Here is a 26,238-nt window from a genome sequence, read left to right on the forward strand (position 1 = left end):
GTCTGCTGATTTTGTGCGAAAGAAAAATTTGCCCCCACTTTTGGCCCTACTCAGAATCCTACATTTCCGTCGTGTGAGAATTTGAGGAAGTGGTGATGATTAGGATGGGGAGTGCTGAACATCCGGAGCGATGTGACATTCAATCATCGACCTCCCTGATATCCAATGAGATGACTCCTTCGACTTGAGGCGTAGAACCAGGTTGCGGAAGCAGCTTCAGCATAGCGCGGGGAGGGTGCTTGCGCTTTTGGAGCCTCGCCCCAGCAACGGAGTTTATCTGGCGCCGAAGCTCGGGCAGGTCAATCGCCTCGGGTTCTCCGGGAAGCTCTATCGCATCGCCTGGGCTCGATGTGTCAGGAGGGTAACCCTGATCAAGCTCAATGGCGCGTTCCTCTTCTAATTGGGCTTCTGGTCGTACTGGGGTAGGGGTCATGGCCCTGTGAGCCTCGACTTCCTGGGCGGCTAGCTCTAGAGAGTTGGAAGGTCCGATTTCTGGCGCGGAAGGTTGTGCAGGTTCTCCCTCCAAGATATTGGCCACACTGATTGCGATCTGCTCGTTGCTTGGTCGCGTAATGATTGCAGCCAGCTGCTTTTGCGATAGGTGCGTTAGTTTTGCAGTCCGTGCTAAAGCACTCTTGCGCACTGTTTTGTACGCTTTTTCGATTTCACGTTCTTTGGGTTCCGCGGGTGCCTGATAATGGCGGAGATGTGCTTTTCGTGGAAGTCGATGGATTTCAGCGAGCGTTGGTTAACATAGAAAAACTCTAATTCACGCATACGGATTTTGGTGTTTACGCGATCAGTAGTGGAAGCAGGATAGCCTCCTGCTTCCACGAGTGGATTGCTAGTTAATGGGCTTGCTGATCAATCCCGGCCTGTAACGCCTGGCTATCACTGTGCCCGCCGACCCTCAGCGGTCCAAGATTGAAGGCTTGATCCTTACGTATGGCGTCGTCCTGTTTCTGCGTCAATTCGTCCTTGGCGCCCAGCACCAGGTTGACCGGTGACTTCGACAGGTTCAGCCCGACATCCGCTCGGTAATCGCTGCCGGCCAACGTCGTTGCCGTGACCTTGGAACCACCCAGGTCGACCTTGCCCTGGTCCGCGCTGATCCGGGCGCCAGTCAGGTGGGTTTCGCCACTCACCTGCAGGTTGACGCCTTGCGTGCGGATGCCCGACGCTTGGGTGACGCTGTCTTTCACCACATGGCTGACGTCCAGGTTCAATGTCGGGGTGTAGGACGTGTTGCCGCTCTTGTCGCCGAACAGCACGTTTTCGGTGGTATTGGCCACCGAACTGCCGGTGGTGTTTTTGCCGTTGACGGCGTAGCTGTCAGTGGTTTTTGGCCAGGCCTTTTCCTTGAGGTCGGACAGGCGAGTGCCCACGGCATCCTTCTTGTCCGCCAGGTAAGCCTTGGCTTTGTCCACGCTCGTACCGAAGGCGCCGCGGGGCTCTGGATTCACGTCGTAGCTACCGCTGCGGGTGAGTTTTTCGCCCAGGCGTTCCTTGGCGTTGCCAACGCTGTTGACCACGCTGTCCTTGGCCGAGGCCAGGTGCTCGGTGCCTTTGTCGACGGCGTTCTCGAGCTTTTCGCGGTGCTTGTCAAACGCGCCCTCGGCCTTGGCTTGCACCTTGTCCTTGAGCGGGCCGCTGGCCTTGGCCAGTTTGTTGACCACGCCGGGCTGGTTTTTCTCGACATCAAGCTTGGCGTCGACGTTGACCTGGGTGCTGCTGACTTGATCTTTGCGGCTCTCGACGACGAGGTCGCCGCCGACATTGCCACTGACCTGATCGGCTTCAATTCGCGCGCCGGCCAGATGGGTGTCACCGGCACTGTTGATCACCACCTTATTCGCCTTGATCAGGCTGTCGTGCTGGGTGGTGCCTTGCAGGTGATCCACGTCGACCTTGGCCCGCGCATTGATGCCGTGCTGGGTCTTGGGGGTGTCATGTTCACCGGCGTCGGCCAGGGTGGTTTTGCCGCCGCTGCCGCCTGCGCCCAGGGTCACGCCCCAGCTGTTATGCGCCTGGGTCGATTGCGCCGACTCTTGCAGGATGCCGCCGTTTTGCGCATCCAGATTGACGCTGTCAGCCACCACCTGAGTGCCTTGCAGGTGGATCGCATCCGCCGCGTTGGCGCCGCTGGTGAGGCTCACTTTGCCGTTGCTGTGCAACTGCCCGACGCTAACGCCTTGATCGTTTTCGGCGACTTTGCCGATGTTGAAGTTGGCGCTCAGGCTGCCGGTGGTGCCGCTACTTTCAGCGCTGCTGGTCTTGCCGGCACCGACCGTCAGGCCGCCGCCCAGGTTGCTGCCGCTGCTCACGTGCGTAGCGGTGGCCGCTTGCAGATTCAGCTTGCCGCCAGCGTTGAGGCTGATGTCACCGGTCTTCGCGGTGCTGCTGCCGACCTGAGTGCCCTGCAGGGTCATGTCGCCACCGCTGCTGAGCTGGATCGGGCCGTTGCCCTGCAGCGTCGCGACACGCGCCTGGCTGTCCTGGGTGTTCAGGCGCTTGTCGTCCAGTTGCACGCCGGCACCGAGGCTGGCGTTCGTACCGTTGCTGCCCGGGGCCGTGCCCACGGTCATAGAACCGCTGCCGCGCAGGCTGTTATTGGTGTTGCTTTGGGTATCGTTGGCCTGGTTCAGCGCCAATTCGCCACCGGCTTTGAGGTTGACGCCCGCCTGGCCGCCGTTGAACTGGCTGCCTTCATAACGCGCGTCGCCTTGGGTCTCGATGTTCACACCCTGGGCCCCGGCGTAGCTGCCGACTACCGCCGTGCTGCTGGATTCACGCACATCGCTGCTGCCGCCTGCGCCATTGCCGCGCACGTTCAAGTCTTCACCGGTGGTGGTGTAGATGCGCACGCCCACTTTGGCATCAACGCCTTGCTCGCTGCTGGTGTGGGTGTTGGCGGCCGCCGAGGCGAGGTGCTCGCCGGCATTGATCTTCAGCCCGCCCTCACTGGCGCGGTACTGGGTGCCTTCATCTTTCACGGTGTTGGCGACATTGATCTGCACCGTGCCACCGCTGAACTGGCTGACCACGGCGGTACTGTCCTGCTGTGTGCGGGTCTTGTTGGTATGGCCGACTTCCACATCGAGCCCGACATTCGGTTGCTCGAAGGCATCCAGCAGGCCGGGCTGATGGAATTTGGCCTGGGCCACGCCGTCGACGGCTTTTTCGATCGGCCGGGTGATGCCTTTGTATTCAACATTGGCGCCGACGTCGGCGGTCCAACCGTTCTCTTTGTGGGTGCCGGTCTCGGTGTTATGCGCCGCCTGGTTATCGACCTGCGCCGCGTTGACCTGCAACTCAGAACCGGCCTTCACCTGCGCGCCCTGGCTGGTCAGGGTGTTGCCGGCGTTGATCGTCAGCGTGCCGGCCGACGCCACGCTGCTGGTTTGCGCGGTGGTTTTGTGGCTGGTGTCAGTGCTGCTCTGGTGGCTGAACTGCGCACCATTGCCGGCTCGGTCCAGGCCGCCGGTGTAATACACGCCGCCAGCGGTGGTGGTGGTGTCGGTTTGGCTACGGGTGCTGTCATCGGTCGCCAACAGCTCGACGTTTTTGCCGCTCACGGTCGCATCGCCCTGGGTCGCCTTTAGCTCGGAACCCTTGATGCTCACGTCGCCACCGGCCGTGACGGCCAGGCTGCCGCCGCTGAGGCTGGAAGCTTGCTGCTGGGTGGTGTCGGTCTTGCTGGCGTGCTGCTGATCTGCATAGTTCACACCCGCGCGGTACTGACGCGTGCCGTCGGCGGTTTCCTTGGCGTAGCCATCGAAACCCCGCGTGTGAGTGCTGGTAGTGGTGTGAGAGGTGTTTTCAGCCGACGCGACTTTGATGTCACCCTTGGCATTCGCTTGCAGTTCGCCTGCCGCAGAGACCTTGGAGCCGCTGACGCTGATGTCCTTGGCGCTTTGCAGTTTGAGGTTGCTGTCCGAGCGCAGGTTGCTGGCGACGACGGTGCTGTCTTTGAGGTTCTTGCGGCTTTCATCCTTGGAGATACCAAAGAACTTGCTGTCGTTGCTGTAGCTATTGTCGTGGGAGGTGTTTTGCACGCCGTCGATCACCAGCGAGCCTTTGTCGCTGATGACGCTGGCCTGTTGGCCACCACGCGCCTGGCTGCCGCTGATGCGCACGTCGTCCGCCTTGACGATCAGCTTGCCATCGGCGTTGACCTTGCTGCCGGTGTTCAGGGTCTTGCCCTTATCGCCATCGCCGTTCTTGCCGAAGAAACTGCCGCCAGTCAGGTCGCCGGAGTAAGCGTTGTCGCTGCTGCTCTGGGTACGGCTGGCGCTGGTGATGTCGACTTGCCGAGCGGCCAATTGAATATCGCCCGCAGATTTCAGTTCGGCGCCTTGCAGTTGCAGTTTTTGCTGGCTGGTCAGCTCCAGGGCTTTGCCGGCCTTGAGGCTGCTGGTGACGCTGCGCTGTTCGCTGCTGGACTTGTCCCAGTTGGCTTTCCACAGGTGCTTGCGGTGGTTGCCCTGGTCGCGGGTTTCGTGGGTCTCGGTGGCGGCGCTCAGTTGCAGGTCGGCGCCGCTGTTGACGCGCAATGCGTCGCCTGCTTCGACCTTGCTGGCCTTGATCTCGGTGTTGGCGCCGGACGACAGCGTGGCATTTTGTTGTGCGACGACGTTGTTGCCGTGCTGACGCGAGTCCTTGTCGGTGGTGGTGCGGTCATAGGTTTCGTAGGTGAACAGGAAGTTGCTGTTGTTCCACTGCTCACGTTTTTCCTGAAGCTTTTTGCTTTCCAGGCTGCTGAGGGTGAGGTTGCGGCCGGCGTCGAGCTTGACGTTGCGTCCGCCGACGTCGGTGGCGGCGAGGCTCAAGTCTTTGGCACTGTGCAAGTCGACATCGCCCTGGCGGCTCTGCACACCGGCGCGGGTGGCGTCGAGGCTGTTGGCGTGGACCTGGCCGCTGATATCGAGGTCGCCGGCCGAGCTGACCTTCACCCCATCACGGCCCTCGACTTGCACCGCGCCCACGCGCACCCCGGCACCTTCGGCGGTGCTGATGATATTGATACGGCCGGCCTGCATTGCCCCGAACAGGCGGGCGTCGATACGCTGGTCCTGGGTTTTGCTCGCCGGGTCGACCTGGCGCACCTGGCCGCTGGCGTAGTCGACCTGATTGCGGCCGACCGTGAGGTTCAATTGGTCACGCGCACTGAGGCGCCCCTCGCTGTCGATACGCGGCGCGATCAGGTTGATCGACCCCGCGCCGTTTTGCAGGCCCTGGCCCTGCACCGTCAGGTGGCCGCTTGCATCGCGAGTGTTCAAGCCTTGCAGCTTGCCGTCGTTGAGCTCAGGGCGGCCCACTACGAGGTTGGCATTTGGGGTGTTGATGAAACTGCCGCCGTTGACGGAAATGCCATTGGGGTTGGCCAGCACATAATCGGCAGCCCGGCCAAAAATCTCCTGAGCGCCGTTGATGGCCGAGGCGTTGCGGCTCACCACCTCGTTGAGGATCACGCTCGCCGCCTGGCCCTGGAACTGCGGGTTGGCCGCCAGCTGCCCGGCGAGTTGCGATTGACCAGCCTGCAAGGCGTTGTTCAACACTACGCCCTGGCGGTCGACGTTGTAGTCCAGGAACTGGTTATGGGACAGGCCGCCGGCATTCGGCGCGACGATGTTGACGATGGGCACGCCGCCCTGGTTTTGCAACTGCGGCGTACCGCCAGGCCCTTCGACGACGGTTAAGCCACCGGCCAGTACCAACTGCGGTAGCAGGAACAGGCTGGCGATGGCCCAGCGCAGTTTGCCCTGGGGTGAAAGGTGAAATGTATGGGTGTCAGTCGGCATAAATAAATTCGCTCTGTGTTGGCTGATCCGCGACGTGCGTTGTTCGTTGCAACGCTGCTGTGGTGGTCAGGTACGGCGGTTAACTCAGGCTAAACAGGTGTTGCTCAAATCTGTACGCTAAGGCGCGTCAGCCAGACCTCCGGCTCCTGGCCAAACCCTGCGGGCGTGTTGAGGTTGCGTTGGTAATCGAGGTCCAGTTGCACGTTTTTCCAGCTCAGGTTGAGCCCGGCACTGGCACCGCTCAGGCGCTGGCTTTGAGCGCCGTGTTCGCGCTTGATCCAGCCGTTGTCCAGGCCCAGGCGTGGGGTGATTTTTACCGGCAGGTCGCTGGTGAGCGGCAGGCGCAAGGTGTTGCGCCATACCGCGCCGATGGCCCCGGACGTGATGTTTTCGCGGTAGCCACGCACCGCCGAATCGTCGGTGCCCAGCAGTTGTTCGATGGCAGGCAACGTATCCGGGCTGTATTGCGCCGACAGCTGGCTCTGCCACTGCCACGGTTGCCCCAGCCATTGGCCGTTGCGCCATTGGGTGAGGTTGGCGCGGTACTTATGGAATTGCGCCTGGGGCAGGTTTTTTTGCGTTTGGTCAGCATCACGGTCGGCGCCGAACCATGTCAGGCCTTGGGCGTAATTGACGTCGAGGTTCCACACTGCGCTGTTGAGCCAGAACAGATTCAGGCCAGCCTCGGCCACTGTCAGCGTCGGGCTCTGGATGCCTAAGCGAACCTTTTGCAGGTAGCTGTCGACGTCCTTGTAGGCCAGTTGCAGGTTGGCGCTGAGTTGATGGCCCTGGTCGCGCCACAGCACGCGGTCGGTGCGCAAACTGACCTGGTCGGTACGGCCGCTGTTGTAAAACGTGGTGCGGCTGAGCTTGAACGGCGAGCGGTATTCGTTGTGGCTGGCGAACAGGCTGTAGGTCCAGTACCCGTAAGGGATGGAATAAAACAGGCTGTTGCTGCGGCTGTAGCGCGGCCCGTGGTTGAGCGTGTCGCTGAAGCTCAGGTTGAGCGAATCGTTGAGCTTCAGCGGGCTGTCCAGGCTCAGGTTGATGGCATTGCGATCACGCCCCGTGCCGGCACTGCCGAGGTTATCCACTCCAAGCCCCAGCCCCCAGTGTGACGCCGTGCTGCGCGAGCGCAGGATGATGCGCGAGGCGCCAGCTTCATTGCCAGGGGCGATGTCGGCGGTGAGGTCCACCGAACGCAGGCGGTTGAGCTGGTCCAGGCCTTGTTCCAAATCGCGCAGGTTCAGCGGCTTGCCGAGCATCCCGGGGAACGCGCCGCCTAACGACACCGGCAGGCTCTGGTCGGCCAGTTCGATGGCTTCGAGGTAGCCCTCTTCGACGTGAATATCCAGCGACTGTCCGGCCGCCGGTGGGCTGATCAGGTACGGGCGGCTGGCGATATAGCCGGCTTGCACATACAGCTGGGTGATCTCGGCCAGCAGGCGGTTGATCTGGGTGACACCCATGCACGGCGCCACGTAGGGTTCGATGCGTTTGTTCAGCTCAGCCTTGCTGAACAGCGTGATTCCGGCCAGGCGCGTGCCACTTAGCGGCCAGCAGCGTTCATCTTTGGCGATGTCTGTTGGCAAGGCCGGCGTGGCCGCTTGCGTACCGAAACTACCGCGTTGCAGTTGCCGTTGGCGCTGCTCCAGGTGTAATTGCTGCAAGTCGCGCTGCTGTTGCTGCTGCAAGCGCAGCGCTTCCTGGCCTGCTTGCGGCCCATCGGCGGCGGCCGGCAGCGCGCACAGGCAGAGCAGGGCGACGCCCAGGCTCTGGATACAATACTGGCGTTGGGTTGAGGGCTGATTCGGCACTCGACATCCTTAACGTAGAAATACGTACAATCCATACCCATTAGCCAAACGGTGAACTCAGGGATTTTGCACAGTTGAGCCATCATTAAACTGTTTGTTACATCAGTGGCAGGACTTTTTACGTAAAACGTGGGGAATGCCGCGTTATTCACAAAATAAATGCATAGAGGTGGTGCGGGAGGGCCAGGCGACAACTTGTTTGGGCGTTTCATGAGGCGATTTCTGCCCTCATTCTGCTGACTCACCGATCAACCCTGCCTTTCAGACGTACTTACCCCTTTGCCTTTTACAAAAGCCGCTGGGCTAGCATCAGGTTGTTCAATACAAACAGCGGAACATCGACATTCTGTTCTCTACTCTCCTCCAGGCACCGGTAGCGAATCTTGCGCTTGCCCCGTTACTGCATGCGGCCTTCGCCGTGATGCTTGTAACTGGTTGGCCGCGCACCATTTGCCAAGACAACGTCCTGTTCAGCCTGCTCCGCTTGCTTGGCAACATCGAGCGCATACGCTCGATGTAGTGCGCGCGGTTAAGGGTGTCCCCTTTCGCCCCATAGCTGCCCTTGATGTATGTGTGTTGTCGCCATATGTTATTGGCATTCATGGAGGATTCTGACTGATGGCACGTGTGGGATTGATACTGACACCCGGTTTTGCGGACTGGGAATACGCTTTCATAGCTGGAACTGCGTCTCCGTTTTACGGGATCGATGTCAGGTTTTTCGCTTCTGCTACGGGGCAGTTTCGCTCGCAGGGTGGATTGGCGGTAACGGTCGAGAGCAGTTTGCAACAATGTCTGGACTGGAAACCGGACGTTGTAGTCGTGATTGGAGGAGTGGTCTGGGAACGTGCAGAAGCACCTGATATTCGGGAGTTTCTTCATTCTAGTCGTGCAAGTGGAGCGACAATTGCCGGTATCTGTGGGGGAACGCTGGCACTTGCCAGGGCCAGCCTTCTCGACACCGTTCCTCATACATCGAACAGCGCTGACTTCCTACAGCAGAATGCCATGGGTTATGAGGGGGGCACGCTTTATCGAAGCAGCCCAGTAGCTGTGGTTGCAGACCGCATCATAACTGCTCCAGGCCCTGCACCCGTTAGCTTCACCTGCGCAGTGTTCGAAGCTGCCGGGCTATCTTCCGAGACCACTTCTCAATTCAGATCAATGTTGGCAGCGGAACATCGGTGACTGCGTCATCCTACAAAACAGCCGGTTAGGTGATGTGTTCGGATGGCCGCTCATGGGCGATTTCTGCCTGTCATGAGGGGCAGCATTCGGCCCGAAGCGGACTTAGGCTTGGTCCGCCTCGAGGCCATGACTCAGAACGCCAGAGCTTTTCGCGCCCCTAAAGTTGCATTACTGCGAGCGCCCTGCGCAGGGGCTCGTCGGATATCTGGATAGGACCATGAAATGGCACGTCCATGTCCAAAACAAGGTAAACGGAAGCCGCAATGAGCAATGACGAGATAATGAACATTCCTATCACCATCGAATTACGGGGAGCGCGGTATCCAAAACTGGCGAAAATGAGCGTCAACCAGGCAACAAGCATCCCAATCAGCGGGCCAGGAATCGCTCCCTCTGACTGCTCTACGATCCTCCAGCGTTGCTCGATGAGCGAATGATATTGCTGACGAATATCCTGAAGCATCGTTTCATGGTAGCGGTCCGGGGGCATTATAAGAGCCAAAGACTTGCCGATATCATCCAGGTATTTAGCCGCCTCGCTGTTACGATGCTGCAGCGCCTCGTCTCCCCGATACGGGGTCTCGATAGCACGCTCAAGATAGAGGATCAGACGGTTTCGCGTGTCTTGTGCCGCATCGCCATAGCCCCGCAGTGTCCGATCAAAAATGATCATGCTGGTTGCATATCCATGGAAGTTTGCATCAATGGACTCGAAAGTGTTTTTGGCAGAATTGATCATCAAACCAAAGACCAGCGATGTCATAACCACAAAAATGTTGGCTACTAGACGAATTACGGAGTTAGTGTCGTCATCCCTGTGGCGGGATGCCAGCTTTGGGTACCAGTGCATCATGAGAAGCGAGGCAGCAACGAGGCACCCAAAAATGGCCAGTGCTATCCAGAGAGAGTTCATTTATCAGCGCCCTGATCAATTGGAGTCAAGTCTTGAAGGATAGACCGTTGGCGGTTCTCTCCGAATTCTGCTCGGCAGATACCGCGTTTGGACTCCGGGAATGACCCCCATATTGGTATGAACGCCAGCGCTGATCATCGGTAGATATTGGTCGAGCTCTGCCAATCGTTAGAGGCAACAGATCAGGACCGTCTGCTTATGGCCGAGAAAAGCCATTCATGAACAGCGACTCCAGGCCTCGGCTGATCTAGCAATGAAAGAGCTTTTCAACCAAGCTCGCCTCCAGCGGTGAGAGCTCCAGCGATTCAGACGCTTGAACCAATAGCTACGCAGCTCCCGCCAGAGTCGGGGTCAGCGCCGCAGGCGTATTCCAGGGGGCATCGGCCCAAGCTCCGCTGCCGGGCGTCAGCAACTGGCGCAGATGCTGCTCATGGAATGCTTCGCCCAGCGAGTCGACGCGAAACGCCGCCACCCACTGCTCGCGCCCTAGCTGATAGGCCTTGCCGAATTCTTCCCAACTGTCGAAACAGTCCTGCGCCCGCTGTGCATTGAGCAGCAGCACACGCCAGGCGAGGTCGGGCTCGAGCCAACGCATCAGCAGCGCACAACGGACCAGAAACGCCACTCGAACGCAGGCAAAGGCCATGGCCGCACGCGGCTCATCACCGGTTATCAGCGCCTGCAGGTCGAGGTTGTACCACTGCTGTTCGAGGGTCGCACTGAAGTGCGACCGCACGGCTTCGTCATTGCAATTGCTGCGTATCCCGGCCTGGTGTAACAACGCTGCCCGTAAAATCGTCTGTGCTTGCTCGGTGAAGTGATCGCACGCCGACGAGTAGAAACCCTCGACTTCCATCGCATCAGCCATGGGCCTGGCCAGCAGCAGCGACCAGTGCCTGCGTTGGCTGAACAACTGGGCGCCACGCGGTCTGAATGCTCGCCACAACATCCAGGCTGAAACAACAACTGCGATAAGCAAAAACATCCCGCTCTCCTTACCTTGCCCGGGCCTGCCAGGCCAGGATTTCCTCGGCCATTGGCGAGGTCATTTCAGGCCACGGCACACCTTCGGTGAGGTACAACGGGTCTTTGGGCTGACGCTCAATGTATTTGCTGAAAATGTGCCGGATGGCGTACTTGACCGACACCGCCTTCGGGGCAGCCTGCAGGAATTGCTGCGGCTGACGCCCGGCGACCAGCCATTCGACCATGGCGGATGGCGCATCGAGGCGCTCATAAAGTTGCGGATATCGGGCTACCAGGCGAGTCTGGGCGGTCGGGTCGTTGACCTCCTCGATACGCAGCCAGCCGGCTTCGGTACGCACGATGCCGATGGCGATACAGTCGGCGGGTGTCTGCTGGTCGGTGTCCAGAGCATTCAGGCACTGCAGCAGGTCCTGGTAATAGCGCTCCACCGGAGGCCGGTTTTGCTTACCCTTTACCTGCTCGACCGTCAATGTGCCGTCGGCCTGGACGATCAGGCTGATGGTGATGTGTGGCTGGCCCTGACTGTCACGCAAACTGAACACGCGCATGCGCTGCTGTTCGACCGCTTCGGCATAGCGCTCGCCGTAGCCGCCAGTCAAGGCGCGGCGATCGGCGAACTGGCCCAGACAGTGGCGCATCACGTAGCTTTCAAAGGCCATTTCCGCGCGCAGCAAGGAGCTTTCGGGACGCAGTTCCTGCAATACGTGCTCAGCGGTGTTCACCCGCGCAAGCAAGGCCTCGGGCTGGCTCTGGCGCCAGCCTTGTTCGACACGCGCCGCCATCTGCGCGTGTTCCTTTTGCCACAGCATCAACGCCTGGGGGCAGTTGATGCGTTCGAGCTTGCCCGCCAGTGCTGTGCCCTGACGCGAGGTCAGGAACTCCACCAGCAAGGCTTCCAGCGCCAGCAATGGCGCCTGCTGCGGATCGACCCAGACCAGCGGGGCAAGTGAATCTTTTTTTGCATCGCTCAAATGCCCAACCACCCAGGACGGCGGCTCGGCTCCCAATGCCTCGATAGCCTGCCCCATGCTCAGGATTCGCCGCGCAGGCTCGAAATTGCCGACCAGATGACGGTAAAAATGGTTGAGCAACCATTTGCCCACCTCTGGCGCATCACCTCGGGCCTTGCTGCGCTCGGCAATGCCACGCTTGAGTTGATCGGCATTGAGTGCGTTGCGCGGGGCATAACCGGACGTTCGCAGCTCCGGTGTCACTTCCATATCTGCCACCAGGCTTTGCCGGCCGGTTTTGCCGGCGCCTGCAGTTCGGCGATGCACTGGCGGATCATTTCATTGTTTCCCCGATCAACTTCGTTGTTCGGATCACTGCGCAGAATGGAGCGCTGATAATAGTCCACGGCCTCTGCCTTGCGCTCGAGCCCCTTGAGCACATCGCCGGCACAAGCCAGCAGAGAGGATTCAGAGAGTTCATCGATGACCGGCGCGTAACGTAACCACAGGTTAGTGGCCGCCTCCGGCAGGCTGTATGACAGGTACATGGCAATTTTCATCCGTGCGAACAGCGGCGAGTACTCCAGGTCCTTGTCGCTGATTTCGCGCTCTTCCTGCCATTTGAGAATGCGCTCCAGCCAGATCAGAATCTCGCGCTCGCGGTCCAGTCGAAACAGGGCGCGGGTGACGTCCTGTATGTAATCTTCCGGGTCGTGGCGGCCGTAGCCATAGTCGGCTGCGTAGTGCCATAGCTGCTCGGCGGCTTCGGCGATGCCTGGGTTATCGTTCAGCAGAATACGATTTTCGAGGATGCCCTGATAATGTTCGGCGAACGGGCTGGCGGCGATGCCACGGGTATGCAACTCAAGTGCTTGACCCATGAGTTTGTCGTTGTAGCAGCGGTAATTGATCGCCAGGTTGTTGCACAGCATTGAGTACAGGTGTGCGCAGGCATCGTAGCGGTGTCCGCGGCCGCTGGCGAAGCACTGCTCCATACGGGCCTGGCCATGTTCGTAGGCAACCTTTTGCACTTCCCGCAGCCGCCACCAGACCGAATCTGCCTCCTCGCTGGAAAGCTTCTCGACATGCGTTTCGACCAAGCTTTCAAGGGAAGTCGCAAAATTGTAGTAGTACATGCCACTGGCCAATAGCGGCAAGGGTTGGCGCAAGGCATCGAATATGCCGAACGCACTGGCGTGGGCGCTGAACAGGCTGTAGACGCTGCGGTGGTCCTGCAGATCGCCGGCCGAAACCGCCTCGCGTAGCATCGTCAGTTCGGTGTTGGCGTCGATGCGCCCGGCCTGACGTTCACGTACCGCCACCAGACGAGTGATCCACGGGTGATTCGGCGCGCGTCGCCGGGCTTCTGCAAGGGCCAGTGTGAAGACGTTGTCAATTTGCTCAAGGTCATCGCGCGCGTCATGCAGTGCATCGAGCAGCGGGCCCATGGACGGGGTCGACTCGTCCCGCCATGGCAGGCCGGAAGTGAAGCGCTCCAGCACCCTCTGATCATCACAGGCACGTATCACGCACAACGGCCACCACGCTGACTGGTCCTCGGCATCGAGCAGGCGATCCTGGACCCAGTAGGCCGTGCCCGGCCACATTTCGCCGCGCATTTCATAGATTTCCATGAATGCACGTTGCCCCGCGTCGTCGATTTGGCCGTTTTCAAGCAGCCAGGGCAAATGGAAGTCAACGAAGTTGTCACCGCCGCCGGACTCCAGACTCAGGGTCGCCACTTCACAGATTTTCAAAGCACCGGCGAGGTCGCCCTGGGCCTGCAATGAACGGGCGGCCAGACGTGCCAGGCGCACTTCCCATTCTCGACGCTGGGGCAGCGACAATTCGGCGATCAATCGCACAACCGGCTGTTCGAACATCGCCAGGCGCAACGGAACGATTTCGATCAGCGCATCGCCCAGCCACAGCCAGTCGTTACCGTCGACATCCTGATCTTCGCCAGCGGTGCGTAACGCGGCAATTGCCGCCAGCGCGGCTTCACGAGCCTCTTCGTCGCGTTCATGGGTGGCCAGCGCCTGGGCCCGTCGCTGGTGTTGATCGGCATCGTCCCAGGCTCGCAGTGCATGACGGTCGGGGTTGATCAGGGCAAGGGTGTGACGCACTTCGATGGTCTTCAGGGCGACGTCGAGGGTGGCGTGTTGGAGATCTTCGAAAATGCGGTAGCGCCGGTACTGCTCGATGTCGAACGGCAGCGGCTCGTTGGTCAATTGCTGAAGGTGGTCGAGCGCCTGAAGCAGGCCCTGCTCGTCTTTGAAGTAGTTGCCCAGACGCAGTTGGTAGATCAGCAGGTTGACCTTGAGTTCGTTGCGCTCATCATCAGGCGTAGCCTCGATCAGTGCCTGGCCGTCGTCAGCCAGTACCGCCCTGGCCGCGCCTGCATCACCCGCGTTGACCCACAGCACGTGCAGCCGTCCGATCGACTCCAGCGAGGTTGCCTTGAGCGGTTGGCCGCGCAGCTGGCCCAACAGGTAGTCGACACCATGTTCCTGATGCTCGACCTCAAGACGGTCCATGAATTGATCCAGCTGGATGCCCGACAGCACGGTGCTGTTTTGCGTCATTGTGAACTCCATTTGCGAATGACTGTGCATCGCCCGATGCGTCCTGCGTCGGTGCCCTCGAGTGGGGCAACGGTTCTCGTGCAGGTCACGAATGACGAAAGGGATCGGGCAATACAGCGAGGTGCCGAACGCTACCAGCTGGCGTTTAAAAAACCAAGAGTGCGCGGGGGGGCAAAGTCAGTGATTAACGTGCATGCAGCGGGTCGAAACTGTAAATCGCCCGCAGATTGGTCGGCACTTCAGAAGGCTGATTCTGGCCAATTGCTGCCGTTCGCGACCGTCGGCTTTCGGCCAATAGCAGCCATAAATATGGCTACGAATCTAGGGCGGCTCAATGAATAGGTGCTCCTGAACGACTCTGCTCAAGAGCTGGCTTTGCCCCATAAAACGGGGCAAAGCCACATCAATAATTTAGTTGCCGCGGTAAGTCGAGAACCCATAGGGGCTGAGCAGCAGCGGAATATGGTAGTGAGGCACACTACCGTCTGCTTCGAAAATCACAGGTACTTCCGGGAAGAATGTTGCCGACTGATGCTCTTTGAACCAGTCACCCGTTTTGAACGTTACGCGATAGGTCCCTTTCTCGAGCACCTTGTTTTCCGGATAAAGCGCAGTAATACGGCCCTGTTCATTGGTGATGCCGGTGTTCAGTTTGCTCCAGTCTTGGCCGTTCTGTTTTTCAAGTGTCACATTCACGCCAGGTGATGGCAGGCCGTCTTGTAGGTTCAGCACATGGACGCTCAGAGGGTTACCAGCCGCAAAAACAGCGGAGGAAAGTGCGCTCAACACGGCACCGGCCAAAAGGGTTTTCAATGTATTCATGATGAGTCTCCTATTTATTTCTGGGTGGGTAAAACTTGTGCGATAGCTTTGAGGGCACAGCCTTCATCGATCTGCGCACCGCCGGCCCCGGCAACGCCGATGGCACCGATGACTTGATCGCCCACCTTCAGCGGTACTCCACCGCCTAACAGCAACAACTCACCGAGTGTGTTTAGGTTTTCAGCTTCGGGGTTACTGCGTGCGCGCTCTGATAACAGGCCTGTAGCGGTCTTTGTTGATAGGGCGGTAAAGGCCTTGCGCTGCGCTGCCAGTGTGTTGTGTGGTCCGACATTGTCATCGCGCTGCACGGCTACCAGATTGCCTCCGCGGTCTACGACTGCTGCTACCCCGGTACGGCCGTCTGCATGGCAGGCTGCCAATGTGGCGTCTAGCAATAGGTTGGCCACGGCAAGGGTGACATCTGCACGCTGGGCAACCGGTGAGGTATCTGCCCATGCGGCACTTGAACCTATCGCCAGGGATAGGAGTGAGGTGGTGCAGCTTCTTGCGATTAGCATAAATCCTCCCGTTCAAAGCTCGGTTGAGCCATTGGCGGCCATCATGCATAAGCGTTGCGCTCAGACTGATTGCGTGAGGATTACCAATTTGTAATGGGACGAAGCTGTTTATTGGCCTAGGCTATGCACCTGCGCTGGAGGACTAGATGCGTATCCTGGTTGTTGAAGATGAAGCGAAGACAGCTGACTACCTGCACAAGGGGCTGAGTGAGTCCGGCTATCTTGTGGAAGTCGCCCTGAATGGATTAGACGGTCAGCACTTGGTGCAGGAGTGCGAGTTTGATCTGATCATCCTCGATGTCATGTTGCCCGGCTTGGACGGCTGGCAATTGCTGCAGATCATCCGACGAAAGTGGCAGACGCCTGTGCTATTTCTGACGGCGCGCGATGCTATCGAAGATCGGGTCAAAGGGCTTGAGCTGGGGGCGGATGACTACCTAGTGAAGCCTTTCTCTTACGCGGAACTGCTGGCTCGTGTACGTACGCTGCTTCGCCGCGGTCCGGCGAGAGAAGTAGAGCAGTTTCAGATTGCCGACCTGCATGTCGATTTGCTCAAGCGCAAGGTCACTCGCGGTGGCGAGCGTTTGCCCCTTACCAACAAAGAGTTCGCGTTGCTGCATTTGTTGCTCAGCCGCGAAGGTGAGGTTCTGTCACGTACGCTGATTGCTTCGCATGTCTGGCAGATGAATTTCGATAGCGATACCAACGTCGTAGACGTCGCTATCCGACGTTTGCGTGCGAAGGTTGATGATCCTTATCCGATCAAGCTGATTCACACCGTACGCGGAATGGGCTACATGATGGATGCTCAACCATGAGCCTATGGCCACGTAAACTCAGCCTTCGCCTGGCCTTGATGTTTGCCTTGATCAGTGTGGTGCTCTTAGGTGCTGTAGGGTTCTATCTGTATCACTCTCTTCAACGCGAAATAGCCTGGCGTGACGATCAGGCCCTGCTCGGTCGGCTGCAGCATATGCAGGCACTGATCGGCGACAGTAAGAGTGTAGATTCGCTGCGCACGCGCCCGCAGCTGTACGAAAACATGCTGGGCAACCGCGACAACATGCTTTGGATTGTCGACAGCAATGGGCAGTTGCTAATCGAAATCAACCCGCTCGCTGTGCCATTGCCGAGTCTGCCGAAATCGTCCGCGCCAAGGCTTGCCGATAGTCCTGATGATCCAGCTTTGCGTTTTGCCTGGGTCGATATCTCGAGTCCAGAGCGTCGCCTTACCCTAATTGCGGGTAAGTACCTCGGTGAGCGTGAGCAGATGCTCAGTGCCTATCGTTGGGAAGTGCTGACAGCAGTGACGGTTGGTGCGTTGCTGGCGTTTCTGCTCGGCTGGCTGGTCAGTCAGCGCGGCCTCAAGCCGGTACGTCAACTGGCGACACGCGCAGCGACCATCGATGTGCAGCACCTGCATGTGCGCTTGGAAGCGTTCAATGATCTCAGCGAGCTAAGTGCCCTGAGCCATGCTCTCAATCAGATGCTTAGCCGCCTGGAGCAAGGCTTCGCTCAGCTGTCACGCTTCTCCGAAGACCTTGCCCACGAGATGCGTACGCCATTGAGCAACCTGATGGGGCAGACCCAGCAGACGCTTGGTCGTACTCGCTCGATTGAGGAATACCAGAATCTGTTGGTGTCCAATCAAGAAGAATACGAGCGCCTGGCGCGGATGATTGACAGCATGCTTTTCCTCGCGCGTACCGAGCAGCCAAAGTCGTCCATCAGCCGCGAACGCATCGACCTGCAGGAGCTTGCCGGACAGCTCTGCGAATATTTCGAAGGGATGGGGGAAGAGCGCGGTATTGAGCTGATAAATCAGGCCAGTGGCACCTTGTACGCTGACGCGCAGTTGCTACGCAGGGCACTGGCCAATTTGATTGCAAACGCACTGCGTTATGCCGCTCCTGGTACGCCGGTGACTATCAGCACCATGAGCGCTGGGAATGGGCTCGAAATCAGCGTGCACAACCAAGGTGATGCGATTGCTGGCGAACACCTACCGCATTTATTCGAGCGGTTTTACCGGTGTGATCCTTCTCGCAATCAGCCCGATGATTCGGGCGGGCTTGGATTGGCCATCGTTCGATCGATCATGCAGGCCCACAGTGGAAAAGTGGGTGTAACCAGCAGCAATTTAGGTACGGCGTTTTTGCTCACTTTTCCGAACGAAACGTCTCTACTTTGAGCGAAGCTATTAGTGTGGTTGTGGTCAGTTGTTGTTGATCAGCGCTATGTGAGTCGCCGCGAGATTGTGTAGGTCCTAGATGACCGCTTCTGGCCAACTTCTGCCTGTCGTAGCGGGCAGCAATCGGCCAGAAGCTTCCTGTCACGAAGGACCTATCCAAAGCGTAAGCGGCTGGCTATCCCACCTTGCGTAATCACACGATGTAATCGCCCGCAGTCCGCTCGGTATGTCGAAGGGCGTAGCATATGTTCTGGATTGGATCGTATGGTCAATGAGTGGTTTAGGAGTTGTCCCCTTTGAAATTCGATTTAACTGAACAAGGCACAAAATATGCGTGCGCGGCAGACCCTGGCCTCGGCTATATTCCAAACGATCTGATAGCGGCTATCCAGGATGTGTACACGCCGGCGGGAATGCAATTGACGGATTTGGCTATACGCGAGGCTGAGAGTGCCGAGTATGGTGCCTCCCGCTTTGGCCTCGACGGACACACCATTGTCTTCCGTGTGGCTAAAACAACGCCGACGAAGATTGGACAGTTCGTCACAATATGGAAGCGCCCGACGTCAGGCGGCATCATTGCACCTCTCGATATCGATGATGGCGTAGCCTTTGTTGTGGTGAGTGTGTTCGATGCAACGCATCGCGGACAGTTTGTTTTCGACCAGAAGATACTGGCATCAAAGGGCATCATGGCGATTAACGGTAAAGGCGGTAAGCGCGCTATCCGCGTTTATCCACCTTGGGTCAAACCAGTCGCCAAAGAGGCCGTTAGGACACAGCAATGGCAACTACGTTACTTTCTTCCTCTTGAACAAAGCGGTAACGCCGATTCCGTGCAGGTGCGTCGGCTCTTTGAAGTTTAAGATCCTTATTCGTCATTCTTGAGCGTTCTGGGTAATGGCAGCTAAAGCACTGTGATCGAGCCGCCCGCGCCTATCCGCTGCCAAGGCAAGCCCAGTATCAAGGCCTGAAGTTGTTCCTTGTCGAGTTCGACGTCCGATCCGTGCCGGATACCTGGCCAGTGAAACTTGTCTTGGTTCAATCGTCGCACCGAACACCGCGATAACTCTAGCCAACGCGGTCTCGGTACCGGTACGCATGTCCATCGGCTCGGTGGCGATCCAGATGGAATCGATGCGGATCATTGAGCGAGTCCACGGATGAATCGTGGTGCTGTACTGCCTGTGTTTTGCGGACTACGGGCTTAAATGTTCCAACCCATCACCGATAACGCTGTTGAGTTTACGCCTGACTGGCGGCAAACGACGCTAACCTGCCCTTCACGAAGGGCTGCAGCACCTTCAGTTAGGGTGTGAATATTTACCAGGAGGGCTGGTCCTGTGAGTCCTCGTCTCCGGACTTTACTACTTTCTGAATCGACCACAGGTCTTTGCGCACGCGTTCGGGAGGCGGTGAAGCCCCCGAAAATGTTCCCCCCGAACGCCTACTCGATGCCTATAGAGGCCTGACTGAGACCTGTATAATTACATTCTTTGATCCTTCATCAGCATTTACGCATGGCTTTGTAGGAGGTGTTTTTATATGAATTTTATTAGGTTGTTGCTTTAATTTTTTGACTTGCGTGCAATTGTTGGTGCGATGTTAATGGCGTTTAAAACATGATAATTTGGCCCGCAATTATTTGAGCTGTTCCATTTTTAATTTATAGCAGGGCGAATAATGCTTTTTATTGTAATGTTAGGCGGAAAACATCCTAGAGCGAAAATTGAAGTCCATGATATAGCCTTCGTATTAGCTGATAGCTTAGAGGATGCATATCCTCAGCTTAGACAGAGTTGGTTTGGATCTCCTGTAGGCCTTCATATTGATGCATGGATGGCAGTTGATGGAGTTGCAGGCTGGAAATTGGAACTAAGTGAATTAGCTCCCCGCCCTGGATCAATGCGTTTGTACTTTATCAATTTAGGCGGATATGAAGTTAAATCCTTTGGCGAAGCGCATCACTATTCTCTGATAGTTGCGAAAGACAAGCGGGAGGCGATGAGCCTCGGTAAACGCGAGATTTTAAAGCACTGGGTCCAGGCCCATACTGATGGTGTGCTGGATGTGGACGACTGTTTGCCGATTGATGCGATAGAAGGACGATACGTTCATTTGGTCGAGGGACCACACGACGGCATCATTCAGCGCAATGACTACATTGTTTTGTCGTAACGTTTGATTAGCTCAACACGTCATCTGCTGAATCGCCCGAATTTCCTACGTAATGAGCGGCCACTTTTGGCCGAACGCAGCCATACGACAAGTGCCCCGAATCGTGGGCAATTTGGTAGTTCGTGTTCGGCCGGCAGGTACCCCCCGGAAAGTCTAAGAAGGCACTAGATGAGGGGTCACATAGACCCACGCGGCATATGTGAAGAAACACATGCCAGTGCAGAAGCAAACAAATCCAATCAGGCTTGCCCCCCACATCAAACATCTCGCTTCACGCTGCGTCCCGCCCTGACTACTGCCAGCCTCTCCTTGCCATTTTCATAACACTTGACCTTCCCCTCATGGCAAGCCGGATAAGACCTCCAGTGTTGGTTTGTCCTGAAAATTACAAGGAGGTACACGATGTACGGCAAGCGCATAACCCTGGTCGCCGTGGCGATAGCTGTCGTGTTCACGCTGGGTGGCTGTAAAGAGAGCGCGCCCGCGGCCGATGCCGCCAAGCCGCCTGGTGTGCCGGTGGCCGAGGTGGTTGCGCAGCCGGTGACTCCGTTTGTTGAATACACCGGTTCCTTGACCGCGATTGAGCAGGTTGAGTTGCGCCCGCGTGTCAGTGGTTATCTGCAAAGTGTCAGCGTGCCTGAAGGGCAATCCGTGGCTAAGGGCAGCCTTTTGTTTATGATCGACCCACGGGAGTTCCAGGCGGCGCTGAACGCTGCCAAGGGCCGTTTGCGTGAGGCTGAGGCCAATGCATTGCTGGCCCAGGCCGAGCATGGTCGGGCTGAGCAACTGTTCGCTAAAAAGGTGGTGGCGCGGGATCGTCTCGACAGCGCCATCGCCTCGTTGAATGCCGGCAGGGCTCAGGTCGACGCCGCCAAGGCAGCGCTGGATGCCGCACAACTGGACTTGAGCTACACCCGCGTCACTGCGCCCATCAGCGGGCGTGTCGACCGTGCCCTTGTCACCGAGGGCAACTACGTCACCCGTGGGGTGACGCCGCTGACGACGATCGTTTCCATCGACCCGCTGCATGTGTATTTCGATGTCGACGAGCGCACCTATCTGCGCTCGCTTGCCGCGACTCGGGAGGTTGCTGCGTCGAAAGGGGAAAAGGCCGCCAAGGTCATGGTGGCGATGCTTAACGATGCAAGCTACGCACGCGCCGGGCGGGTGGACTTCCTGGCGAATGCGGCCGACCGCAAGACCGGCACAGTGCGTGCGCGTGCCGTGGTCGACAACCCGGATAGGCGCCTGACGCCGGGGCTGTTCGCCAAGGTCAAGCTGGACACCGGCGCGCCGCAACCCCGGGTGTTGGTGGCCGACCACTCGATTGGCACTGACCAGGGCCGCCGCTATGTGCTGGTGGTCGGCGCAGACGACAAGACCGAATACCGTCCCGTCGAACTGGGGCCGATGGCCAACGGCTTGCGCGTGATTGAGCAGGGCCTGCAACCGGGTGAACGCATTGTCGTCAAGGGGCTGGTGCGCCCCGGCATGCAGGTGACGCCATTGGCCGCCAGGATTGATGGGGCGCCGTTGGATGCGCCGTTGGTGTTGGGGGGCGTGCAATGAGCTTCCCACGCTTTTTCATTGACCGGCCGATCTTCGCCATCGTGCTGTCGGTGTTAATGATGATCGCCGGCATCGTGGCCTTCTTTCATTTGCCCCTCAGCGAATACCCCGCCGTGACACCGCCCACGGTGCAAGTGACGGCTTCTTATCCGGGCGCCAACCCTCAGGTGATCGCCGAGACGGTGGCGGCGCCCCTTGAGCAGGTGATCACGGGCGTCGAGGGCATGCTGTATATGACGTCGCAATCGGCGACCGATGGCCGCATGATCCTCACCGCGACCTTCGCCCAGGGCACCAACGCGGACATGGCGCAGATCCAGGTGCAGAACCGCGTCTCGCGGGCCCTGCCGCGTTTGCCCGAAGAGGTGCAGCGCCAGGGCGTGGTTACGCAGAAGACCTCCCCGGACATCCTCATGGTGGTCCACCTGCTGTCGCCCGACCAACGTTACGACCCGCTCTACATCTCCAACTATGCCTACCTCCAGGTGCGCGACGAGCTGTCACGGATTCCGGGGATCAACGACGTGCTGGTGTGGGGGGCGGGCGAGTACAGCATGCGTCTGTGGCTCGACCCGGACCTGATCGCCGCCCGTGGCTTGACCGCAGGCGATGTAATTACCGCAGTGCGTGAGCAAAACGTGCAAGTGGCGGCCGGCTCGGTCGGCCAGGCGCCTGACTCCAGCGCGGCGTTCCAGGTCACGGTCAATACCCTCGGACGCCTGACGGACGAGGAGCAGTTTGGCGACATCATCATCCGCACCGGTGATAACGGCCAGGTGACGCGTCTGCGCGATGTGGCCCGTGTCGAAATGGGCGCCGATGCCTACGCGCTGCGCAGCCTGTTGGACGGCGAGCCGGCCGTTGCCCTGCAGATCATCCAGAGCCCGGGCGCCAACGCGCTGGATGTGGCGCAAGCGGTGCGCGATACCATGCAGCGCCTGGAGGCCAATTTCCCCGAGGGCATGGTGTCGCGGATTGCCTATGACCCGACAGTGTTCGTGCGTGCATCGCTGGAGTCAGTGGCCATCACCCTGATGGAAGCGATCCTGCTGGTGGTCCTCGTGGTGGTGGTGTTCCTGCGTAACTGGCGTGCGTCGCTGATCCCGTTGATGGCCGTGCCGGTGTCGATCATCGGCACCTTTGCGGTCATGCATCTGATGGGCTTCTCCCTCAATACCCTGTCGTTGTTCGGCCTGGTCCTGTCCATCGGGATTGTGGTCGACGATGCAATCGTGGTGGTCGAGAACGTCGAGCGGCATATCGAGAACGGCGAGGGGCCGACGCAGGCTGCGCGGCGAGCGATGGGCGAGGTCACCGGGCCGATCATTGCGATCACCTCGGTACTCGCTGCGGTGTTCATCCCCACCGCCTTCCTCAGTGGCTTGCAAGGTGAGTTCTATCGGCAGTTCGCGCTGACCATCGCGATTTCCACGATCCTGTCGGCGGTCAACTCCTTGACCCTCAGCCCGGCACTCGCCGGCCTGTTGCTGCGCCCGCGCGACGCTGCGGTGGTGCATGACCCGCGCAGCCTGCGCGGTCGCGCCGCGCATCTGGTGCAAGTGCTGAGCCGGCCGTTCCAGCGGGCACCGCAGGCGTATGGCAACACGGTGCGCAAGGTCGCGGGTCGTCGCGGCGCGGCGTTGTTGGTGTATGGCGGCTTGCTGGCGCTGACCTGGTTTGGTTTCAACGCTGTACCGGCGGGCTTCGTGCCGATGCAAGACAAGTACTACCTGGTCGGTATCGCCCAGTTGCCCAATGCGGCCTCCCTCGATCGTACCGATGCGGTGGTGCGGCAGATGTCGAAAATCGCCCTGGATGAGCCGGGCGTCGAAAGCGTGGTGGCGTTCCCTGGGCTGTCGGTCAACGGCTTCGTTAACGTACCGAATGCTGCCGTAATGTTCGTTATGCTCGATCCGTTCAAGGAGCGTACTTCTCCCGACATGGCTGCGGTCGCCATCGCCGGGCGCCTGCAAGCCAAGTTCGCGAGCATTCCCGACGGTTTCCTCGGTGTATTCCCACCGCCGCCAGTGCCCGGTCTTGGAGTGACCGGAGGCTTCAAGCTGCAGGTTGAGGACCGGGGTGGGGTCGGGCTCCAGGCTCTGGTGCAGCAGACCCAGGTGCTGATGACAAAAGCCACCGAGTCGGGCCAGGTCGCCGGGTTGATGACCAGCCTGGACGTCAACGCGCCCCAACTGAATGTCGATATCGACCGCACCCAGGTCAAGAGCCAGGGGGTGCGACTGGCGGATGTGTTCGAGTCTTTGCAGGTCTACCTCGGTTCGCTGTACGTCAACGACTTCAACCGGTTCGGCCGCACCTACAAGGTGACTGCCCAGGCCGATGCGGACCACCGCATGCAGGCCGAAGCCATCGGCCGCCTGCAGGTGCGCAACGCGGCCGGGGACATGCTGCCGTTATCGGCGTTTGTCACCGTTACACCGAGTTCCGGGCCCGATCGGGTGATTCATTACAACGGCTATCCTTCGGCCGATATCTCCGGCGGAGCGATGCCCGGGGTCAGTTCCGGGCAGGCCGTGGCACTCATGGAGCGCCTGGCACAGGAGGTACTGCCCGAGGGCGTGACCTATGAATGGACGGACTTGACCTACCAGCAAAAGCTCGCAGGGTCATCGGCGTTGTTCATTTTCCCGCTGTGTGTGTTGCTGGCCTATCTGATCCTGGCCGCGCAATACAACAGTTGGTTGTTGCCCCTGGCGGTCTTGCTGATTGTGCCCATGTGTCTGCTCAGCGCGATCATCGGCGTTTGGTTGGTGGACGGCGATAACAACGTGTTTGTACAGATCGGGCTGGTGGTACTGGTCGGCCTGGCTGCGAAAAACGCCATCCTGATTGTCGAGTTCGCTCGCAGCCTTGAAGCCGAAGGCGCCAACCCGCTGGAAGCGGTTATCCACGCGTGCCAGTTGCGCTTGCGACCGATTCTGATGACCTCGCTGGCGTTCATCGCCGGTGTGGTGCCGCTGGTATTTGCCAGCGGCGCCGGGGCCGAGATGCGCCATGCCATGGGGGTTGCGGTGTTTGCCGGGATGTTGGGGGTGACCCTGTTCGGTCTGTTCCTGACGCCGGTGTTCTACGTGGTGATGCGCAGCCTTGCGCTGCGCTTGCAGCGCAAGGGCCCGAGTCCGAAGCTGCAGTTGGAGGAGCGCGTGTCATGAAATTGGCCTATCAAGCGTTTCTGTTGTCGTCGCTCCTGCTGGCCGGCTGCACCGCAGTCGGGCCCGATTATTCCGCGCCGGTGCTGCCCGCTGCGCAACGGCCAGCAAGCTTCGGCGCGCCCATTGCCGGTCTTGGTACGGGCGATGTCGAGGTGCAGTGGTGGCGTGTGTTCGATGAGCCGGCCCTCAGCCAATTGATCCAGCAGGCGCTGGCGGCCAACCACGATATCGGCATCGCGGCCGCGCGGCTCGACGAAGCCAAGGCGATGTTGCGCGAGAGCCGCCAGGGCTTCTTGCCCAGCGGCGGTGCCGCGTTGGGGTATGAGCACCGACAGCGCAGCGAAGTCGAGACCCCCCTCGGCCAGCAGCGCTCCCTTGAAACCACGCGCGCGGCGCTGGATGCCGCCTGGGAAATCGACTTGTTTGGCCGCGTCCGGCGCTCGGTGGAGGCGGCGCAGGCTCAGGCGGGATCGCGCCAGGCGTTGCTGCGCAGTGTGCAGGCGAGCGTCGCCGCTACCGTCGCGGCAACCTGGTTCGAGCTGCAGGGGGTCGAAGCCGAGCAGGCGGTGGTGGCGGACATCAGTCAAAGCCAGCGCGACAGCCTGGGCCTGGTGGAGCACTTGGTCAGCGTAGGCGCCGCCACCGAATTCGATCGGCTGCGTGCCGAGGCCTTGCTGCGCAATGTCGAGGCGGTAGCGCCTGGCCTGGAGCGGCGTCGGGCAACCACCACCAACGCGTTGGCGGTATTACTGGGGCAGGCGCCACAAGGGTTCAAGCCACCGCAGGCCCGGCCCGGCCGTGAGACCTTGAACCTGCGCACCCTGCAGGTGGGCGACCCGGCCGGCTTGCTGGCCCGGCGCGCCGATATCGCCGCAGCCGAACGGGTGCTGGCAGCCGAGACCGCGCAGATCGGCGTGGCAACAGCCGGTTTGTATCCGGATATCCAGGTGCAGGGTTCCATCGGTCTGCTGGCCGGAAGCCTCGGCGCCTTGGGCGACTCGGGCATGCAGTCGAACTTTATCGCACCGGTCATTCGCTGGTCGCTGCTGGACACTGGGCGCGTACGTGCGCGGATCGCCGCCAGCGAGGCGCGCACCCAGGCGGCATTGATCAGCTACGACCAGACCGTATTGCGCGCCCTGCAAGAAACCGATGACGCGTTCCAGGCCAACAGTGCAGCCGGCAGCACCCTGGGCTTGCGGCTGCTGGAAGCGGCGGCCAATCGCGAGGCGGCGAGGTTGGCCCGCACGCGCTTCACGGAAGGTGAGGGGGTGTATCTGGACGTCCTGGAGGCCGAGCGCGCGGACTTCAGCAGCCGCCGCGCACTGACCGTGGCGCGCACCGAGCAGCGCTTGGCGGTGGTCGGCATCTACAAGGCATTGGGCGGTGGCTGGCAGATCTGCGAGCAGGCGGGGCAGGTGTGCAGCGGTGCTGCGGCACTGCGTTAGACACCGTTGTTGTACGCAAGCGCGCTGCTTGCAGTGTTCGGCGAAGAACGGCCAGGTGGCAGATTTCCTGTCGCAAGCCACCATTTATCGAATGAGGA

Annotated in this window: 17 protein-coding genes and 1 pseudogene; 8 read left to right on the top strand and 10 right to left on the bottom strand. The window is 59.5% G+C overall.

Annotated features, from left to right (window positions below; translation table 11 throughout):
* Positions 1 to 693 precede the first annotated feature (693 nt).
* The 3 genes and pseudogenes from HBO24_RS29560 to HBO24_RS11585 form a co-directional block, all read right to left on the bottom strand.
* Positions 694 to 777 (bottom strand): annotated as a pseudogene (locus HBO24_RS29560) (phosphate ABC transporter ATP-binding protein); the annotation flags it as partial.
* Between the two features lie 71 nt (positions 778 to 848).
* A complete protein-coding gene (locus HBO24_RS11580; protein WP_170059738.1) occupies positions 849 to 5,801 on the bottom strand; it encodes a hemagglutinin repeat-containing protein in 4,953 nt (1,650 codons plus the stop codon).
* Between the two features lie 104 nt (positions 5,802 to 5,905).
* Positions 5,906 to 7,573: a ShlB/FhaC/HecB family hemolysin secretion/activation protein gene (locus HBO24_RS11585; protein WP_178124552.1), complete on the bottom strand. Its 1,668-nt coding sequence runs from the start codon at positions 7,571 to 7,573 to the stop codon at positions 5,906 to 5,908.
* A 663-nt stretch (positions 7,574 to 8,236) separates the two neighbouring features.
* On the opposite strand from HBO24_RS11585, the gene HBO24_RS11590 reads away from it, so the two are divergent.
* Entirely contained in the window at positions 8,237 to 8,806 is a 570-nt protein-coding gene (locus HBO24_RS11590; RefSeq protein ID WP_143110384.1) for a DJ-1/PfpI family protein, read from the top strand.
* A 157-nt stretch (positions 8,807 to 8,963) separates the two neighbouring features.
* Here the strand turns inward: HBO24_RS11590 and HBO24_RS11595 are convergent, their stop codons facing one another.
* From HBO24_RS11595 to HBO24_RS11620, 6 genes are all read right to left on the bottom strand, one after another.
* Positions 8,964 to 9,719, bottom strand: coding sequence for a DUF4239 domain-containing protein (locus HBO24_RS11595; protein WP_057445017.1), 756 nt, complete (start codon positions 9,717 to 9,719; stop codon positions 8,964 to 8,966).
* A gap of 325 nt (positions 9,720 to 10,044) precedes the next feature.
* Complete coding sequence (locus HBO24_RS11600) at positions 10,045 to 10,704, bottom strand: DUF1266 domain-containing protein (protein ID WP_170059740.1); 660 nt, start codon at positions 10,702 to 10,704, stop codon at positions 10,045 to 10,047.
* Between the two features lie 10 nt (positions 10,705 to 10,714).
* Entirely contained in the window at positions 10,715 to 11,926 is a 1,212-nt protein-coding gene (locus HBO24_RS11605; protein ID WP_170059741.1) for a hypothetical protein, read from the bottom strand.
* A complete protein-coding gene (locus HBO24_RS11610; RefSeq protein ID WP_170059742.1) occupies positions 11,917 to 14,241 on the bottom strand; it encodes a hypothetical protein in 2,325 nt (774 codons plus the stop codon). The genes HBO24_RS11605 and HBO24_RS11610 overlap by 10 nt, the downstream gene beginning before the upstream one ends.
* Before the next feature lie 411 nt (positions 14,242 to 14,652).
* A complete protein-coding gene (gene uraH / locus HBO24_RS11615; RefSeq protein ID WP_057441708.1) occupies positions 14,653 to 15,063 on the bottom strand; it encodes a hydroxyisourate hydrolase in 411 nt (136 codons plus the stop codon).
* 14 nt (positions 15,064 to 15,077) lie between these two features.
* Positions 15,078 to 15,581 (bottom strand): heme-binding protein, encoded by a 504-nt coding sequence (locus tag HBO24_RS11620; RefSeq protein ID WP_170059743.1) that lies wholly within the window; start codon positions 15,579 to 15,581, stop codon positions 15,078 to 15,080.
* Positions 15,582 to 15,727: 146 nt separating this feature from the next.
* Between HBO24_RS11620 and HBO24_RS11625 the strand changes: the two genes are divergently transcribed.
* From HBO24_RS11625 to HBO24_RS11635, 3 genes are all read left to right on the top strand, one after another.
* Positions 15,728 to 16,399, top strand: coding sequence for a heavy metal response regulator transcription factor (locus tag HBO24_RS11625; RefSeq protein ID WP_120733596.1), 672 nt, complete (start codon positions 15,728 to 15,730; stop codon positions 16,397 to 16,399).
* The gene (locus HBO24_RS11630; RefSeq protein ID WP_057441703.1) at positions 16,396 to 17,772 is read left to right on the top strand and encodes a heavy metal sensor histidine kinase; all 1,377 of its coding nucleotides are present in this window, start codon (positions 16,396 to 16,398) and stop codon (positions 17,770 to 17,772) included. Before HBO24_RS11625 ends, HBO24_RS11630 begins: the two co-directional genes overlap by 4 nt.
* Before the next feature lie 296 nt (positions 17,773 to 18,068).
* A complete protein-coding gene (locus tag HBO24_RS11635) occupies positions 18,069 to 18,638 on the top strand; it encodes a MepB family protein (protein ID WP_057441701.1) in 570 nt (189 codons plus the stop codon).
* A 12-nt stretch (positions 18,639 to 18,650) separates the two neighbouring features.
* On the opposite strand, the gene HBO24_RS29565 is transcribed toward HBO24_RS11635, so the two are convergent.
* Positions 18,651 to 18,920: a hypothetical protein gene (locus tag HBO24_RS29565; protein WP_232545771.1), complete on the bottom strand. Its 270-nt coding sequence runs from the start codon at positions 18,918 to 18,920 to the stop codon at positions 18,651 to 18,653.
* 535 nt (positions 18,921 to 19,455) lie between these two features.
* On the opposite strand from HBO24_RS29565, the gene HBO24_RS11645 reads away from it, so the two are divergent.
* The 4 genes from HBO24_RS11645 (at position 19,456) to HBO24_RS11660 (ending at position 26,140) form a co-directional block, all read left to right on the top strand.
* Positions 19,456 to 19,950, top strand: coding sequence for a DUF1543 domain-containing protein (locus HBO24_RS11645; protein ID WP_057441699.1), 495 nt, complete (start codon positions 19,456 to 19,458; stop codon positions 19,948 to 19,950).
* Positions 19,951 to 20,352: 402 nt separating this feature from the next.
* A complete protein-coding gene (locus tag HBO24_RS11650; protein ID WP_170059744.1) occupies positions 20,353 to 21,519 on the top strand; it encodes an efflux RND transporter periplasmic adaptor subunit in 1,167 nt (388 codons plus the stop codon).
* A complete protein-coding gene (locus HBO24_RS11655) occupies positions 21,516 to 24,692 on the top strand; it encodes an efflux RND transporter permease subunit (protein ID WP_169960190.1) in 3,177 nt (1,058 codons plus the stop codon). The genes HBO24_RS11650 and HBO24_RS11655 overlap by 4 nt, the downstream gene beginning before the upstream one ends.
* Complete coding sequence (locus HBO24_RS11660) at positions 24,689 to 26,140, top strand: efflux transporter outer membrane subunit (protein WP_057444278.1); 1,452 nt, start codon at positions 24,689 to 24,691, stop codon at positions 26,138 to 26,140. The genes HBO24_RS11655 and HBO24_RS11660 overlap by 4 nt, the downstream gene beginning before the upstream one ends.
* Positions 26,141 to 26,238: the final 98 nt, after the last annotated feature.

The sequence above is a fragment of the Pseudomonas sp. WS 5410 genome, assembly GCF_012985645.1.
In the GTDB taxonomy this organism is placed as follows: domain Bacteria; phylum Pseudomonadota; class Gammaproteobacteria; order Pseudomonadales; family Pseudomonadaceae; genus Aquipseudomonas; species Aquipseudomonas shahriarae.